The 15,108-nt window shown below is 54.3% G+C and carries 15 protein-coding genes; 1 reads left to right on the top strand and 14 read right to left on the bottom strand.

Going from position 1 to position 15,108, the window contains the following annotated elements:
* The coding region (locus KGZ89_04155) for an FkbM family methyltransferase (GenBank protein MBS3974040.1) at window positions 1-658 on the top strand (658 nt) is incomplete at its 5' end.
* Window positions 659-867: 209 nt separating this feature from the next.
* On the opposite strand, the gene KGZ89_04150 is transcribed toward KGZ89_04155, so the two are convergent.
* The 14 genes from KGZ89_04150 to KGZ89_04085 form a co-directional block, all read right to left on the bottom strand.
* Window positions 868-2,946 carry a cell wall-binding repeat-containing protein gene (locus KGZ89_04150; GenBank protein ID MBS3974039.1) on the bottom strand — a complete coding sequence of 693 codons (2,079 nt, stop codon included), beginning with the start codon at window positions 2,944-2,946 and terminating at the stop codon, window positions 868-870.
* A gap of 10 nt (window positions 2,947-2,956) precedes the next feature.
* Complete coding sequence (locus KGZ89_04145; protein ID MBS3974038.1) at window positions 2,957-3,748, bottom strand: hypothetical protein; 792 nt, start codon at window positions 3,746-3,748, stop codon at window positions 2,957-2,959.
* A 45-nt stretch (window positions 3,749-3,793) separates the two neighbouring features.
* On the bottom strand, window positions 3,794-4,627 hold the full coding sequence (locus KGZ89_04140; GenBank protein MBS3974037.1) for a cytochrome c3 family protein: 834 nt from the start codon (window positions 4,625-4,627) through the stop codon (window positions 3,794-3,796).
* Window positions 4,624-5,097: a hypothetical protein gene (locus KGZ89_04135; protein MBS3974036.1), complete on the bottom strand. Its 474-nt coding sequence runs from the start codon at window positions 5,095-5,097 to the stop codon at window positions 4,624-4,626. The genes KGZ89_04140 and KGZ89_04135 overlap by 4 nt, the downstream gene beginning before the upstream one ends.
* Before the next feature lie 5 nt (window positions 5,098-5,102).
* A complete protein-coding gene (locus KGZ89_04130) occupies window positions 5,103-5,651 on the bottom strand; it encodes a hypothetical protein (protein MBS3974035.1) in 549 nt (182 codons plus the stop codon).
* Window positions 5,644-6,729, bottom strand: a complete 1,086-nt coding sequence (locus KGZ89_04125) for a hypothetical protein (GenBank protein ID MBS3974034.1) — start codon at window positions 6,727-6,729, stop codon at window positions 5,644-5,646. Before KGZ89_04125 ends, KGZ89_04130 begins: the two co-directional genes overlap by 8 nt.
* A gap of 37 nt (window positions 6,730-6,766) precedes the next feature.
* Window positions 6,767-7,423 (bottom strand): tetratricopeptide repeat protein, encoded by a 657-nt coding sequence (locus KGZ89_04120; GenBank protein ID MBS3974033.1) that lies wholly within the window; start codon window positions 7,421-7,423, stop codon window positions 6,767-6,769.
* A gap of 53 nt (window positions 7,424-7,476) precedes the next feature.
* On the bottom strand, window positions 7,477-8,685 hold the full coding sequence (locus KGZ89_04115; GenBank protein MBS3974032.1) for a 4Fe-4S binding protein: 1,209 nt from the start codon (window positions 8,683-8,685) through the stop codon (window positions 7,477-7,479).
* A gap of 130 nt (window positions 8,686-8,815) precedes the next feature.
* Window positions 8,816-9,367: a 4Fe-4S binding protein gene (locus tag KGZ89_04110; GenBank protein MBS3974031.1), complete on the bottom strand. Its 552-nt coding sequence runs from the start codon at window positions 9,365-9,367 to the stop codon at window positions 8,816-8,818.
* 57 nt (window positions 9,368-9,424) lie between these two features.
* Entirely contained in the window at window positions 9,425-12,157 is a 2,733-nt protein-coding gene (locus KGZ89_04105) for a molybdopterin-dependent oxidoreductase (GenBank protein ID MBS3974030.1), read from the bottom strand.
* Between the two features lie 4 nt (window positions 12,158-12,161).
* On the bottom strand, window positions 12,162-12,854 hold the full coding sequence (locus tag KGZ89_04100; GenBank protein MBS3974029.1) for a molecular chaperone TorD family protein: 693 nt from the start codon (window positions 12,852-12,854) through the stop codon (window positions 12,162-12,164).
* Window positions 12,855-12,888: 34 nt separating this feature from the next.
* Window positions 12,889-13,458 (bottom strand): hypothetical protein, encoded by a 570-nt coding sequence (locus KGZ89_04095; GenBank protein MBS3974028.1) that lies wholly within the window; start codon window positions 13,456-13,458, stop codon window positions 12,889-12,891.
* Between the two features lie 25 nt (window positions 13,459-13,483).
* A complete protein-coding gene (locus tag KGZ89_04090; GenBank protein ID MBS3974027.1) occupies window positions 13,484-14,290 on the bottom strand; it encodes a hypothetical protein in 807 nt (268 codons plus the stop codon).
* A gap of 293 nt (window positions 14,291-14,583) precedes the next feature.
* Window positions 14,584-15,108: hypothetical protein (locus KGZ89_04085; GenBank protein MBS3974026.1), on the bottom strand; the 525-nt coding region annotated here is incomplete at its 5' end.

Below are 15,108 nucleotides of genomic sequence, written 5' to 3'. Positions count from 1 at the left end.
AAAGCAAGGAGATACCGCGTTTGATATCGGAGCCAATTTCGGTTGGCATTCTTGCCATCTAGCGCAATTAGTAGGTAAAGAAGGAAGAGTTCATGTATTTGAGCCAACAAACGTAATAAAAGAATTAGAGAACAATTTAATATTAAACGGTCTTAGGACAAGATGCGTGCTAAATCAACTTGCTTTGGGGGAAAAAGAGGGGGATGAGTCTTTATTTATTCCCCAGAAATTAGGTACGGCTTTTGCTTCTTTTCGAGCGCATTCATATAGTAATAGCATCAAATGGGATGAAATTTCTGTGCCTGTTAAAAAATTAGATGACTATGTTTTTGAAAATAAATTAAACAAATTAGATTTCATAAAGATGGATATTGGGGGTGCGGAGTATTTGGCTTTAAAAGGTGCTGAAAATGTCCTTGAAAACTATTCTCCTATAATCATGCTGGAATTGTACGATAGTCATACTAAATATTTTGGGTACTCGCCCGAAGAACTAAGAAAATATCTTGAGGGGTTAGATTACTTTTTATATGAAATAGATGAGAAAGAAATTGGTTCAGTGAAGAGGGTAATATCGTTTAAGGATACAAGTAATTATAATTTCCTTGCAGCAAAAACCGAGGACGTATTAACAAAAAATGGCATATTGATAAAATAAGGTGGATTCCGTCTTAAGTGCAGAGAATTTTGCTGACATGAACAGCTGAAATTACCGGGAGGAAAGTCCGGCCGCCGCTTGATCACAAGACGCCTCGACGTCCGTGCCGCCAGGGCACATGCCGAAATACCGATAGCCCCTCGCCTGCAGAACCCAGCCAGATGTGCGCCGACTCGCGGGCTAGGGTAAACATCTTCCGCGCCCATCCATCAGCGCACGTTGTTCAAGGCGGAATCACGAACATTTTGACTCAAAGCTCCTGTGCCGCCGAAGAAAACCACGGTGTCAATCGCTGAAGCGTTGCCCTTTAGGGCCTCTACGGGCGCGGAATGCAGTGCCTGAGGCGGGGTGAGCAGCATGACGCTTCCCGACCTGCCTTGAAGAACTCCGCCACTAAGTGCGTCTGGAAAATTCTCGCCCGTGGCGATGCCAACGCGATTCCATACATGTCCTTGCTTTGTAAGGCCACCGTTGACAGCAAAATTGGAAACCCTGACCGCGGTCTCGTATCGGTTGATGCCTTCTAGGCGTCTGACGTTATCGCGTCCCAACAACCTCACAGCCTCATCCTTCACCACCCTGGGCACAGCGCTCTCTCCTCCAAGAATAATCACGGAGCTGGCATTTACTCTTGCCATCATTGCCCTTGTATTCTCGACAAGATTCTGTGACGCCGGGTCGATAAGTAGCAAAGGCCACTTTTGACGCACGGCTATAGGCGCAGCCGAAAGCGCATCTGGAAAATCTCGTCCCGTAGCAACGAAAACAGTGCCGTCGTAGCCCGGGCCTAAGCGTAAAATTACCCGCGAGGCTATCCGTTCCGCCGTGGCATAGCGGTCTTTGCCGCCGATGCGCTCGACCGAAAGCCCCATGCCCCGCAAATCACTCTCCACATCCGTACCGACCACTCCCATTTCACCCAAAATGATGGCTTTTGTTGCCCCAAGCCGGGAAATTTCATCTTTCGTGGACCTAGGGATTGTTTCCTGTTCCACCAGCAAAATTGGTGCGTCAAGCACCCCTGCCAACGCTGAACCGCCTAGCGCGTCCGGCCAGTTTCGGCCAGTCGCGATTAATACGTACTGGGAGCCACCAGGAAAGGCTAACTCTGAAGACCGGACCGCGGTCGCAAATCGATCAACACCTTGTACCTGGCGAGAAGCCAGGCAGACATGTGCAAGATTTGGTGTCTGTCCTGTTTGCGTTCGGCGAGAATCGCCCCATGCCAGCCTGCCAGAACCAAAAGCCGGCACAAACTGATTGGCGGACACCGGAGAAACCCTGAAAACCGCACCGGTTACGTCACGCATAAAAATCTGGTGAGAAACGGCTCCTTGCGTCCCAGGCATGGCGCCAAAAGCTTGCCACGCCACATGAGTTCCATCGGTTGAGGGCGAAACAATCATGCTCCATCCAGGCCCCGATGTGACATCGGTACTGGTTTCATTTGTGAAATTGTATATGCGAACACGTTCAGAAGCGTGTCGCCAGACCGCGAGATTCCCCGCGGTCGCAGGCTCCGGTTCCTTATTTAGGGTATCTGCAGAAAGTGTAGTGGCAAACGAAGGGTCAACGAGTGCGGTTGAGCCAGCACTAAAGGGCATGCTGATGATTCGTGCGTTTGCGTTCTCCCCATCTCTGCTCGCAAAAACAAGTCGGTCTACTCCGAGAGCGGGAGAAAAAAGGTCAATCCCCTCCCTTCCATCAACTGCCAGAGGGACAATCTCAGGCTCAGTGTGGCTATCCAGGATATCCGGAACCGCGTTTCCGTCGCGATCAATCCGAATACCGTAGATATCGCGTTCGCCCGTACTGCCCTGTGCCCATGCCAGTACGCCCGAACGAATCGAGGGAGACCACAAAGGAGTCGTAGTCGCTGGAACCAGAGTTGCTCGACGAGACGGGCTTGTGGCGTCAACCACATCCATCCTGAATGTTGTTATCTGGTCGACTCGCTGTTCTTCACTAACAAATACCACAAATCTTCCGAACGAAGCCGCCGAATGCTGGTTGGCTAACCCTGTCGCAATGGCGCTGCGAGTTCCTCCTGCAGAAAGCGATGATACCCAAAGATCAGCGGGTTGATCGTCTCCTGCCTGATGCTCAGAAACGATTCCCCCGTCGATAAATACCGGAGCGCTCTGCTGACCCTGGAGAGGAATTACCGTCGGCTCCTTCAAAAAGGCAAGCGCTGATGCCGGCGCAAGCAGCTGAAGCAGCGCAGTCAGGCACAAGAAAATGCTCCCACGTAGTATGGAGCGTCTTATCCTGGAGAGTGATAGTGACATGCAGATCCTCCTAATATGGCAAGGCGCCTATGAACTCAAGAGCGGCCTGTCGCGCATCCACCACTCGATCTGGTGCCAGCGGAGCGACAACTACCCTAATCGCGAACTGCCCCTCGGTCCAAACAAAACAAATCAGAGGGGGAAATTGATCTGGCCTTCCTTCGTCGTTCATGGCCTGGCGAATCTCTCTGCCGCCCCATATATATGAGATTTGTTTGGCGGGAAAGGAGTGGAGGAGCCTGTCGACCTCTTTCGCGGCATCCGCAGGTGACTGCGCCTTTGAAACAGACAAAAACAGCAAGTCGACTTCCCCCGCTTCGCCTCCCGAATACTCGGCCGTCATCTTGTTGCCATCGACCACGGCCTCACCGAGGCGCACCATCCCCGCCACAGAAGCGGGTGCCGCGGCAGGCCCAAAGCCGGTTACCAGAAACTCAGGAGTGGCCGATGGCTTTGGACCTTCACCCTCAAGCGGAGGTTTTGCCGCTTGCTGCTGATCGCTGGGCCCCGCGGCGGCGGCTTGATCGGCGGCCTGGCCGCCCGGCACTCTATCCTGACCTGTATCGACGGGCGCCTTGTCTTCATTTTGCTGAGAAGGAGGCGTGTCCCCGGCACCTGGCTCGCGATTGGTCGGGGTTTCCTGGCCGAGATTCCCTATACCCGCTCCAACACCGCTCTCCCTGTCCCTGGCATCGTGGAATACCAGCCATCCGGCGCCAAGTCCTGCGATAAAAAGCAGTGCGACCCCGCCGAGCAGAATCGGTCGTCTCAGTAAGCCACCGAGCGATAGTCTTTCTTTCACGAGTCACTCCTAATCTTCATAGGCACCAAACACCGCGCCATAGCCCTACCTTCTCCTAAGCGAATGGCAATTCGCACATCCAGCCGGCGAGTGACATTCGTAACATTGAATCGCGATCGCTTCGCCCGCACGCATTTCGACCGCATGTCTAAACGAGTAGGCTGCAGGATGCCCCGAGGGATGACATCCGCCGCAAAACACAGGCTCGTGACAGGCTCGGCAGGAGTCTTCACTCTCATCGAAATCCGACAGCCCCATCTCTTTGGCGCCATCAACCAGAGCAGTCGGGATATGACAGGTGTTGCACTGCATCCCAATCTCTCGGTCACCGGCCAATGCAGCCCCATGAAAAAGGCTGCCGTAGGGGTGGCACATATTGCATGAGTTGCCGCTAGTAATCTCCTGGTGACAATCACCGCACCCTGACATCGCCGGAGGCATACACCTATTAGGGCCGCTAGCTACATGACAACGCTCGCAACGCAACCCTTCGGCGGCATGTGCATCATGAGAAAAGTAAACCACGGAAAACAACGGCCGCTCTCGAAAGAAGGGGTGGCACTGCATGCATCCTTCCTCGGGAAAAACATCGCGAGGAGGCAGGTCGCGCTCGGGCGGCTCACCGATAAGCCTTTGGTAGGTTCCCACAAATCTGTACTCCCAGCCTTCTCCGGCCCGCCGAATAATCGCATCGCTGGTCGCATCGATCCTGCCCACGGCCACTGCCAGCGATGGATGGATTGATACTGCATCAACAAAAAGAGTCCTCGCGATCTGTGGGTATGAAATAGCAAAAGCCAAGGCAACTCCGAGAAACAACACCCCGAACACCAATACGCCGATCGCAGCGTTTATGATTCTTGTTCGAGCGCGACTCATGGTCTATTTACGCCTCCAGCGGTATGCGCATCGTGTTCCTGATGGCATACGTCGCACTCCCGTTGCACATGACACACCTGGCAGGACTGCTCGGTATAGCCGGAATCGGGGTGTGCGTTCATAAAATCATCAGGATGTGGCATTCTCACTCCACCATGACAGGGATTGCAGTAAGACTCCCTGTGGCAAAGGTAGCAACCCCTTCCTTCAAGCCGGAGGGCCTCGTCTCCATGAATCGCCTGCCAGTTTTCGTCATGCGGCCACTCGGCCAAGTGACATGTCTGACAGGAGTGCCAGTCATGACAGGCATTACACGTGGTTAAATCTCGAACGGCCTCTCGCCCATGAAGCCACTGCCATTGGGACGTATGAGTCTGTGGGGGCTCCTCTGCTACCGCATACCAAGCAGTAACCGCAAGCAAGCCACCGACGGTCACTACTCCAAGGATCAACAAGGCTCTAACTCTCACCTTGCTCACCTCTCGGCCTCTTCAGGGATCTTCACTGCCATCCTGCTCGCATCCTCTGGCCGCACTTCGCCTGTTTGCACAACGACAGTGGCTTCCGTCGAGTCAACAGGAACAGCGAAAACCACGGTGATAGCTTCAGACAAGCCTTCCTCTATTTCCCTAGGCGCCCAGGAGACCAAAGAAACTCCTTCTCGGCCTTCAGAAAGGGGAAGTAACGTGACCTGATTTATCTCAAGTCTTATCCAGTTGGAATCAAAAGCCCTCGCTTGGCCGGCATTGTCCACAGCCACGGAAACCGCAAGCGGGATCGCCCTTCTGCCAAGGGGAACTTCATGCGCAATGCGCGTTGTCGCATCCACTATGCTCACTGTCCCTGCCTCTGCGGGCGGTCGGGTAAAACCTTGCCTGACATCTAGATCCTCGTCAGGAACAGGCCAAAACAGCGCCAGCCCAAACAGCAATAACAACAGCAAAATGACCACGACTGCCAGCGCCCTAAACCACGAGTGCCTGTTTCTCGCTCCGGAAAGAGATATTTCCCGCGAATCATTCATGCCGAGTGATTCCCTCTTCCCACTTTTGTTTCAATTCAGGACTTGGTATTGCCGGATCACCAAGTCTGAGAACCTGAACCCTATCGTTGGCGCGATCAGCAACATTCAGCAAGCCGTCAGGAGCAACCGAGATGGCCTCTGGAAAATTGAATTCCCCGTCTGCTGTACCTCTTCGGCCATAAACGCCGATGAGGGTTCCCTCTCTGTCAAACAGGTACAACTCATGCCGAAAGGCATCTGAAACAAGGATGCCTCGATCTGTATAGACCACGTCACGGGGAAGACCGAAAAAGCTTACGATCTCCCCGTTCACATCAGGCCGGCCCAGCGACCACACTGGGTTGCCGCGACTATCGTAGGCGATTATTCGCCGGTTCAATGAATCCACAACCCACACGTACTCACCTTGCGGATCGACTTCAAGACCGGTCATGTGATTTGGATCGACATTAGCCAACTCGCCCTGATCGAAGCGCTCTATCAACTCTCCGGCATCACTGAATCTAAACACCCCGGTTCTTGTGGAAACCAGAAGGTCATCGCCCATGCGGTCAATGTCATAGGGGAAAAACCCTCCTTCCCCATACACGGGCTCGACTGGATCCTCCGGAAAATACCCTATGACAGAGCCGTCTTCCGCAAACATCCATACTCGTTTTAGCCCCCAATCACACAGGTATACGATACCCTCCTCATACATTGAGCCCGTGACGGAAAATATACGATTTTCCGGAAGGTCTCCGCCCAATCGGTTCACCAATACTCCGTTGGAATCGTAAATATATGCTCTTTGCGCTCCAGTATCCGAAACAGCTATCTTCCCATCCGGTCCAGCCGAGACTCCCCTGGGCTCATTGAGCCCATAGATGCTGAAGACCGGGACGAGTCCCTCGCTTGGCAAAGTTACCAGTGGTCCGCGCCTGCCAGGGGTGAGCAACTGAGCGAGGACGCAGCCAAAAAGCAGTAACAGCAGCAGCAAAACGATGACCCAGCCGCGTCTGTTTCGCTCGGGTTTTTTCGGCGATGGATCATTGGTTTCCAGCTGCTTATGCTCGACATCTTGATCGAAGTTGCTCATTCACTCTCCCATTGTTACTAATCTGCCTTTAGGTGCACTATTGAATGTCTCGAAGCCTGGACAGCATCGCCATGACTTCATCGTTGTCCGGAACAAAACGTGCGGCTTTTTCCGCAGCCTCTAATGCTTCCCTGTTCCTGCCCGCCTTTTCATGAAGCGCCGCGATTCGGAAGTGCGCATTCCAATAGTTAGATTGCTCGGCAATTGAAGCCTGGTAGTACTCCAGAGCCTTATCGAAATTCCCTTCGGCTTCCTCAGTCTGCCCCAGACGGTAATAGACTAGTTGCGCGCCACCTTCGGGCAAGGCCTCGGCTGCGGCCTGCAGACGAGTGCGTGCCCGGTCATACTCTTCATTTTGCACATCAGCTTGCGCCAGATACATTAATGCCGCGGCGTTACCGGGATCCAACTCAAATGCCCTTGTATATGCGGCAAGCGCCTTTCGCTGCTCTCCAGCAGCCTCATAAAGACCGCCGAGGGTAGACCAGACTATTGGATCCTCTGGCCGCTCGATACTGGCCTGCTGCCATTCGGCGATATGATACTCATGGTAGCTTCCCGGAGGCAGATTTGCCTCACTCACCCAGCGCCATGCAAGCAGAGCCGCGTTCAACAATATCAAAACGACTAAAACCGCCGCTATTTTAGATGGCAGGCTGGAAAGCGCATATGTCTGACCGTGCATATTTTTCACTTTACTTTCCTATAGTTCGTAATTTTTTGTTGGATATCGCTACCGCTTCCAAACTAATAGAATCCGGCGAACCTCAGCTTTTTGAGATTGCAGGCCGGGCATTGCCTGGCTGAGCCTTGCCCTCCATCGGATCCGTTGTTAATTGCAAAATCAGTGCCGCAGATTTCGCAGAACGAGGAATCACGCCGAATCAAAATTATGGACTTGTCCCTCCATATTCCTGATAATCCTCGATCCACAAGCTTTATGGCACCGGGCGTTTCGCATCCCCTGACACACACAGCGCAACCAACACACTGTCGTAAGTCAAGAGAAAGCCTCCATTCTCGTGCGCCACCGCGCTCAACTTGTCTCTTCCGCAGGGCGCCTGTAGGGCAGAACAGGGAGCAGGCTCCGCAAGCCACGCAAAGCTCTTTGTTGATTCTTGGCCCTTTTCTTGAGAGCGGGCCGACGGGAGACTCCACCTCATCGATGGGCAGCAAGCGCTCCTCAGGTTTTGCTCGATCAATCAGGGTTTTTGTCGCAAGCACTGCGACGAAGCGCCTGTCCGCCTTGCTTGACTCGCCTAATCCATTTTCCTGCGAGCTCGTGCGCAAGTCTCGCTTCGGGCTCAACATGGTCAACCCTCGCTGTAATGTCTCATGGATGGCGGTGCCGCGATCCATGAGATCAGCGTGACGACTGGTATGTGATGTTTTTGAGTCGGCGTTTGACAAAACAGTGATCCTGACTTCAGCGCCGATCAATTTCAATAAACTATTACTGGCCTCGGCGTGCCGCGTCAGCCTGCTGATACACAAAGATGCTTTTTGATGTCCAACCTCAGCGCATGCGCCAAGCGCGATCTGAAGATTGGTGTTGTCGGCGGCCAACAAGTGCAACATAGCTGCCTGATCCAACCACGAAATACACCCTCCGTAACTGCCCGGCACTTCATCATTAGTGGGCTCGCCACACGAAAGGATCAAGCTATCATAGCTCCCAGGCTCCTCGGCACTTGCATACTGCTTAAGCTGCAAAGACAAGCGAGACAACCTTCGGCCATAGATGTCGTCTGGTAGCTCTATTGCTCCCGTCGGGCATTCCGAGGCGCAAGCCCCACATCTATCGCATTGATCCTGAAAGCGACCGGCTATAGCCAGATCGCCCTCGGGATCCGGGAGTTCCCGGGCGCACGCCTCTTTGCAGCGCATGCAATCTGTATGGGGGCCCACGTTAATGCATCGAGCACGATCGAACCAGATCGCCGATCGATCGAACATCTGTGACACTATGTTAGAGCCAATCCAAACCATATCAATGCCGCTTACTAAGTTACTGACAGGAGTAGATGCGCCCGACTTATAGACTGCATTTCGCCGGGCGCATCCCAAATCAACGATTGACTCGCAATCAATCAACTCCCGGCACTTTTATGAATTTGACGCTCGGTGCGGTGAGGGCAGCTCGCGCTACAATATGCTCGCCTGCCACCCTTAGTTCAGCCGCCGTTTGGGTAAAAGTGGCATCTTTATCAACCCAGGCAAGCGCATCGGCATGACACGCCTCTACACAGCGAGGGCCTGTCGGTACGCCTGCAGCGGGCGTGAAGCCAACGCAGGCATCACACTTGTCCATCTTCCCGCCGGCTGGCTCAAAGACCATGGCGCCATATGGGCATGCCCATTCACAGCGGCGGCACCCCACACAAGCAGACTTGTTGAGCGTCACCACTCCACTGGCCGCATCTTTTGACAATGCCCCTTTTGGACATGCAGGCACGCAGGACGGCCCGTCACATTGGTTGCAAGCCATGGAAACGAAGATGCGTGAGTCAGTGATGTCTCTCGTGTAAACATTGCGGCGGCTGATACCTTTAGGCGAAGCATATCGAATCTTGCAGACTGCGACACACGCCTTACAACCAACACACTTCTTGAGATCTACGACGAATCCTTTCGCCACAGGTTATACACCTCCTTCGTAAGTTCTTTGCGTTTCTGGCACACACAAAACCAAACACTATGCTTTTATAATTCGGACTTTCACGTCGGTCATCAAGGCAGAAGCGGAGGGATCACGCCGTGCGACCTGTGTCGCCAACGGCAGGGCCGTGACAAGAGTGTTATCGTTTGCGCCCACACCAGCCGACGCGTTCAAGCCGAAAGACTTCTGCGTCGGATTGCCTGCCGGATCGAGCGCCCTTGAATGTGAAAGCGCCCATGCACCCCAACCGTGCGGTATGAGAACGCAGTCCTGGCGGATGTGCTCCGTCACCCTGATAACGCCTCGCTCTCTCGCGCCTGGAATCTGCGGTGTGGTAATTATGACCTCATCGCCTTGAACGAGACCGAGGGTGGATGCCGAGGTCGGATGGATCTCGATCCTCCCCTTATCGGATAGTTCAACCATCAATTCGTCCGCCTTGCTTTCCGTGTGAATCAGCATAGGCTCACGGTTTGTGAGTAGCCAAAATTCGCCATTCGCGGGATTTGGCAGGGTGATGGCTCCCGTCCCGACGCGAGGAGGCGCCCACCCTGGGAAAGGCTCGATAAGCGTTGCCGCACCGGTGGCGTCCGGCACTGTAGCGTAGGCGCTCGTGATTCCGGCATGCGCTCGAGCGCGTACATCCAGCCGTATCCGGTCTGTGGTGCTGAGTCGCGAATAATCGACCCAGACGGGTGCCGTTGCAGGCGTAGGCCTGATTCCCGTCCTGTCACCGGCGATTCCCGCACGGGAGGCAAACGTTGTCATGCTGTTTACGGCCGGATCCCATCCGAGCGCAAGTGAGGGCGCATGTACAGCCAGGTCCGCCAGTCTCCGATTGTTGAGCGCCCCACCGCTCCAAGCGGTTCCTGTCGGCGTCCCGTTGGTCGTGAAGAACATCCTCAGGCTGTTCCGGTTGGTCATGAAGTTCGGGTTCGCTGTCGCCCATGCGGGATTGGCGACCGCCCGTGCATCAGCGTAGGCTTGACAAGCCTGTTGATACGTATTCCTGCCGACTACCGTAGCATCCGCAGCGACTCCGATCTCTCTGATAGCACCCGCCAGTGAAACCGACTGCCCGATAGCGGTCATGATGGAGCGCTCCTGGAATGCCACGTACCCATAACCGCTCATGGCTTGCGTCCCACCGCTCCTGACAAGAAAGTCTCTCTCGTTGTACGAAGGATCGGGAAGCAGAACATCTGACATCCACGCTCCTGCGTCAGCATAGTAGCAGTGGTTGACCATGAAGCATTTCTCAAGCGCCCGTACCGTCAGGTTCGTGTCACAGGAAATGAACGGGGTGTTGTAATGGTGATTGAAAACCCAGCGGATAGGATATGGATGGTCTTTGTCCATCTGGTCGAAGCCGGTTTCAAAGGAGCCGTGGTCAGGCGAGGTTCCAGGCCACCACTGACGGAAATCGCCGCGCGGAAACGCCTGCCCGGTCGCAGGGTCAACTTCGTGAGCGGGAAAGCCGCCTGCCGGCAGCGGAAACGCGGTGTTGACCCCTGTCCACGACGGAAGCTGGCGATCTAACAGATTGCCTCCCCGTCGATCAATCGAGCCAACCAAAACGTCGAGCACCACGGTCGCGTAAGCCTGACGCCACGAGTTCTCGTAGTTCGGCCCCGCTCCGCCGTCACGCTTGTGGCTCATCACATGAGGGCGATGATTCGTGTAGTCACCATCGTTGGTGAACTCCAAGGCGACTTGGAGGATGTCAGCGGCAGGCACACCTGATTTCGCTTCTGCCCATGCGGCGACATCCGCAACACTTGCTGTCGACATAAGTTCACCTGCGGCAAACCCGTTCGTATCCACGAAGGCACGGAAATCGGTCCAGTCGGTAGCGTTGACATAGTTGTCGATGAAGTGGACGTTCCACTTTTGGTTAGCCACTATCCACTTGATGATCGCCCACATGACCGCCAGGTCAGTACCAGGGTTGATCTCATAGTAGCGACCACCATAAGCAAGTGCCTTCGCAGCCATGTTGCTAAGCCGAGGATCAAACACTGCCGCTTTGGCGCCGTTCTCGAAGGCCCGTATCACCCCGGAAACTGTAGGGTTCTGGGCGCGCCCGACCTGATCGTGACCGAAGGAGAGCATGTAGGTACAATGGGCATAGTCGTGTGTCCACGTACGTCCGCCTCGGGCGATTTGGGGCACCAAGGCGGGCCATGCCCAGGTAAACGTTGTAAAACATGTTGACTGGTGCGACATGTGGTTCGGTGTCCCCAGTGCATCCCTGAGCCGATTGACCCAGTCGTTGCGGCGCGAGAGCACCATAACCGCCTTCGGGCCGTACTGCTCTATCGTCTCCACAAGGCTCTTCGCGCACAATTCATATGCCTCGGCGAAGCTTATGCGCACGAAACCCGGGTCTTCATTCGGACCCTTCCTTGGGTTGGTCCGCCTCATCGGGAAAAGCACCCTGTCGGGACTCAGTGCCTTCAATGGACTGCCCAGCCCTTTTACACACAGTCCTCCAGTGCCATCGCCCAGTTGATTCGAGCACGGATGCGCCGGGTTACCAAACGTCTCAAACTGCCCATTGCTCACTCTGCCGATTAGGCCGCACTGCGAGCCACACATCCTGCAAATTCCGACCGAATCCCTGAATACAACACTTGCCCTGGCTTCCTGAGCTTCAAGAAAGTATTTCGTCGCGCCGACGCCAAGACTCGCAGCGGCGCCTAATGCGCCCATCAGCTTGGCGAACGTGCGTCGTGTTATTGGATGCGCCAGTGTCGTCGTGGTGGACATCAATCTACCTCCTCACTTCTTCTAGTTGGCCTTCATATTCAGCTGGATAAACATCTATACCGAGCATGTGTGCATCCATTTCGACAAAACCAAGACCGACAATCGCTGCATCCGCGTAAAAATCCGCCCTTGGATCACCCGCAACCTTGTCTAAAAACCTGGGAGCCCACGTCATGACGTGAGTTTTCAAATATTCGACAAGAACCTCGAGTGATTTGCGGGCATCTCGCGCGGACCCAGCTTGTGCTACACGCCCAGAGAGAACCGACGCGAAATAGAACTGGGTTCCTACCTGATCGGCCAACCAAATATTTTCCTCGCGCGGAACGAGTCCTTCTCTGTGATAAAAATCAAGAACTTCCCGCCATGGTTCGCCCATCAGGCGAGGCCTTTCACCAAGCCAGCACGAAGCGTGCGAATAAATCCTGTTGTGAGCGTTGAACAACCGTGAGTACTCGACCGAAAGGCGCTCGACTATGCTTTCACCACCACTGTTTGTGGCAGCGATAAGCCGATTTGCCGAATTCCAGGCAATTCCAGCCTCGGAAAGCGAAAGCAAAACTTGGCTGCCTTCACCCGTACCGATTGAGAGCACTTCATCCAGTTCCAGCTCACGCTCGAACAGGCGCCCGAGAAGAGCGTAGACTACTTGTCTTCCCTGAGCTTCTTCCTTGATCGAAAGCGTCTTGTCATTCATGCTCGACATCTCCAGTACTACCAGTCTCCGGGAATCAGGGACGATTTGTTTCCTCAGCCACATAGAAGTCCAGTCCTCCATGACATTTAGTGCAGTAAGCTCTGCCGCGTGTGAAGAACCTGTTTACGTTTTCCACTGTGGCATGTATCGCCTGCGGGTTACTGTGACAGCCAGAGACCGTACACCCGCGCGGATCAGTGAGGGCAAGATCGGTGCCCCCATGGCGACTGGCAGTGAATTGACCATGACAGGCTAGACAGGAATCAGGATCGACCTGCTTGCCCAGGGTCGCACCATCGCCATCCCACGTATCGGTCGACTGGTGGCAGGACACACATCCGCTCGGCGAGGTTTGAAACGTCAAAAAAGCTGAATACAAATGCCGCTTGTGAGCGGTAAATGTCTGCGGATCAAGCGATAGTTCGAGAGCCATCTGTCCATGGCACGCGATACACTGTGTATTTGTCACGGCAGCTGAGTCCAAATGCGCCGCATGCTCATTCACCCCAACAAAGCCCGCGATGACGGCAGAGGTACCGAATCCCGCGACAAAAACCGTACCGGCAATAGCCATGACCAGTAGTCGGCTGCTCATTTTAGACATGAGTCAAGTCCTCCTTTCCGGTTCACTAAGGCAGAAGACCGGCGACGTGGCATTGTAAACACAATCCGTCGGGCTCCATCGTCAACATTGCGTTTGTATAAGACGTATGCGGGAAATCTGCGGTGGTTGTTGTGACTACGCTGTCTCCATGACAGGTCAGACATGCATAGTCGGGATGGTTTGCATGTACTCCTCCGGAGGCCCTTTGGTCATGGCAGGAAGCACACCAATCTCCGCCCTGGGTCAGCCAGGTGCCGGTAAGTGTTGTGCGTAGATCCTGCGCTGAATGGTTGGGCCTGGACGACAGCAATGCCGGGCTGAAGCCCGCTGGCATGACATTCCCAAAATTACCGTGTGGGGAATGACAACTGGCACAGTACAAACCCCGAGTGGCTGTGAAAGTCGTTGCGGAGACAGTTGCCGGATAGCTCAAGTACTGAATCGCCGTCAGAGTACCGCTACCACCCGGAATATAGTTGTCCCCCAACCCAAGCCGATGCCCTTGGTGAATAAGTCTGTCAGCAATCGGCACGTTGTATGCGGCCAGGTTCGGAACCTCGGCGGCAGGAGTACCTGAAAAACCGGGATCAAAAGCGCCTGTGGGTGCCGACTGATAGAGCGTATGGCATGTCGCACAGACGTCAGTAACGGTTGTTTCTCTCATCAGCACATAATCTCCAGCGGCCTCATGCATGTCGTGACATTGCAAACACGAATCCGTCGCCATGCTGTAACCACCATGCGGGATCGTCGCTCCGTCAGCGGCAAACGCCGAAGCTGTAGATAGGAAAACGCCAAACGCTAGCGCAGCTAAGACTATGGCCTTTCTCATAGTTCACCTCCTGTCAATTTGCTGGTCAGTTTCCGCAATACCGTGAACGACAACGTCGCACCTCCATTCGTGATTGATCACAGGCAAACGTAAGCGTCGGGCAGCCCGTGAAAACGTTCACGCTTGTATGTTCTGATATTTTCGAACTCACGGTGGCTGACAGTACACATGAAATGATGAAGCGCTGATGCGCGATGACGAATTGCGTATGCAAAAGGCGAATTAGCGATAAATGTCGCGCCGAGAGCGTCCCCGCTTGAGGCCTGGGACGCGGCGAAGATGAGTATCCTGCCTTATTCCGAGTGCGGGAAGTCTACGGTATTTGTTGTGACTCCTCCGGATAGCCCCTTCTGGTCATGGCAGGAAGCACACCAGTATTCCCCCTGGGTCGACCAAGTACCAGTCAGCGTTGTACGTAGATCCTGAGCTGAATGATTGGGCCTGGAGGACAACAGTGCCGGGTTGAAACTCGCTGGCATGACATTCCCAAAATTACCGTGAGGAGAGTGACAACTGGCACAGTACAAACCCCGAGTGGCTGTGAAAGTCGTTGCGGAGACAGTTGCCGGATAGCTCAAGTACTGAATCGCCGTCAGAGTACCGCTACCACCCGGAATATAGTTGTCCCCCAACCCAAGCCGATGCCCTTGGTGAATAAGTCTGTCAGCAATCGGCACGTTGTATGCGGCCAGGTTCGGAACCTCGGCGGCAGGAGTACCTGAAAAACCGGGATCAAAAGCGCCTGTGGGTGCCGACTGATAGAGCGTATGGCATGTCGCACAGACGTCAGTAACGGTTGTTTCTCTCATCAGCACATA

It is taken from the genome of Actinomycetota bacterium (assembly GCA_018334075.1).
Taxonomy (GTDB): Bacteria; Actinomycetota; Coriobacteriia; order Anaerosomatales; family UBA912; genus JAGXSC01.
The sequence above is the reverse complement of the archived record's forward strand: the minus strand, read 5'-3'. Positions and strand labels throughout refer to the sequence as shown.

Excerpts from the sequence above, each read along its gene's own strand:
- KGZ89_04150 (MBS3974039.1), bottom strand. The coding sequence starts at position 2,946 with ATGTCACTATCACTCTCCAGGATAAGACGCTCCATACTACGTGGGAGC.
- KGZ89_04140 (MBS3974037.1), bottom strand. The coding sequence starts at position 4,627 with ATGAGTCGCGCTCGAACAAGAATCATAAACGCTGCGATCGGCGTATTG.
- KGZ89_04130 (MBS3974035.1), bottom strand. The coding sequence starts at position 5,651 with ATGAATGATTCGCGGGAAATATCTCTTTCCGGAGCGAGAAACAGGCAC.
- KGZ89_04125 (MBS3974034.1), bottom strand. The coding sequence starts at position 6,729 with ATGAGCAACTTCGATCAAGATGTCGAGCATAAGCAGCTGGAAACCAAT.
- KGZ89_04115 (MBS3974032.1), bottom strand. The coding sequence starts at position 8,685 with ATGTTCGATCGATCGGCGATCTGGTTCGATCGTGCTCGATGCATTAAC.
- KGZ89_04105 (MBS3974030.1), bottom strand. The coding sequence starts at position 12,157 with ATGTCCACCACGACGACACTGGCGCATCCAATAACACGACGCACGTTC.
- KGZ89_04100 (MBS3974029.1), bottom strand. The coding sequence starts at position 12,854 with ATGAATGACAAGACGCTTTCGATCAAGGAAGAAGCTCAGGGAAGACAA.
- KGZ89_04095 (MBS3974028.1), bottom strand. The coding sequence starts at position 13,458 with ATGTCTAAAATGAGCAGCCGACTACTGGTCATGGCTATTGCCGGTACG.
- KGZ89_04090 (MBS3974027.1), bottom strand. The coding sequence starts at position 14,290 with ATGAGAAAGGCCATAGTCTTAGCTGCGCTAGCGTTTGGCGTTTTCCTA.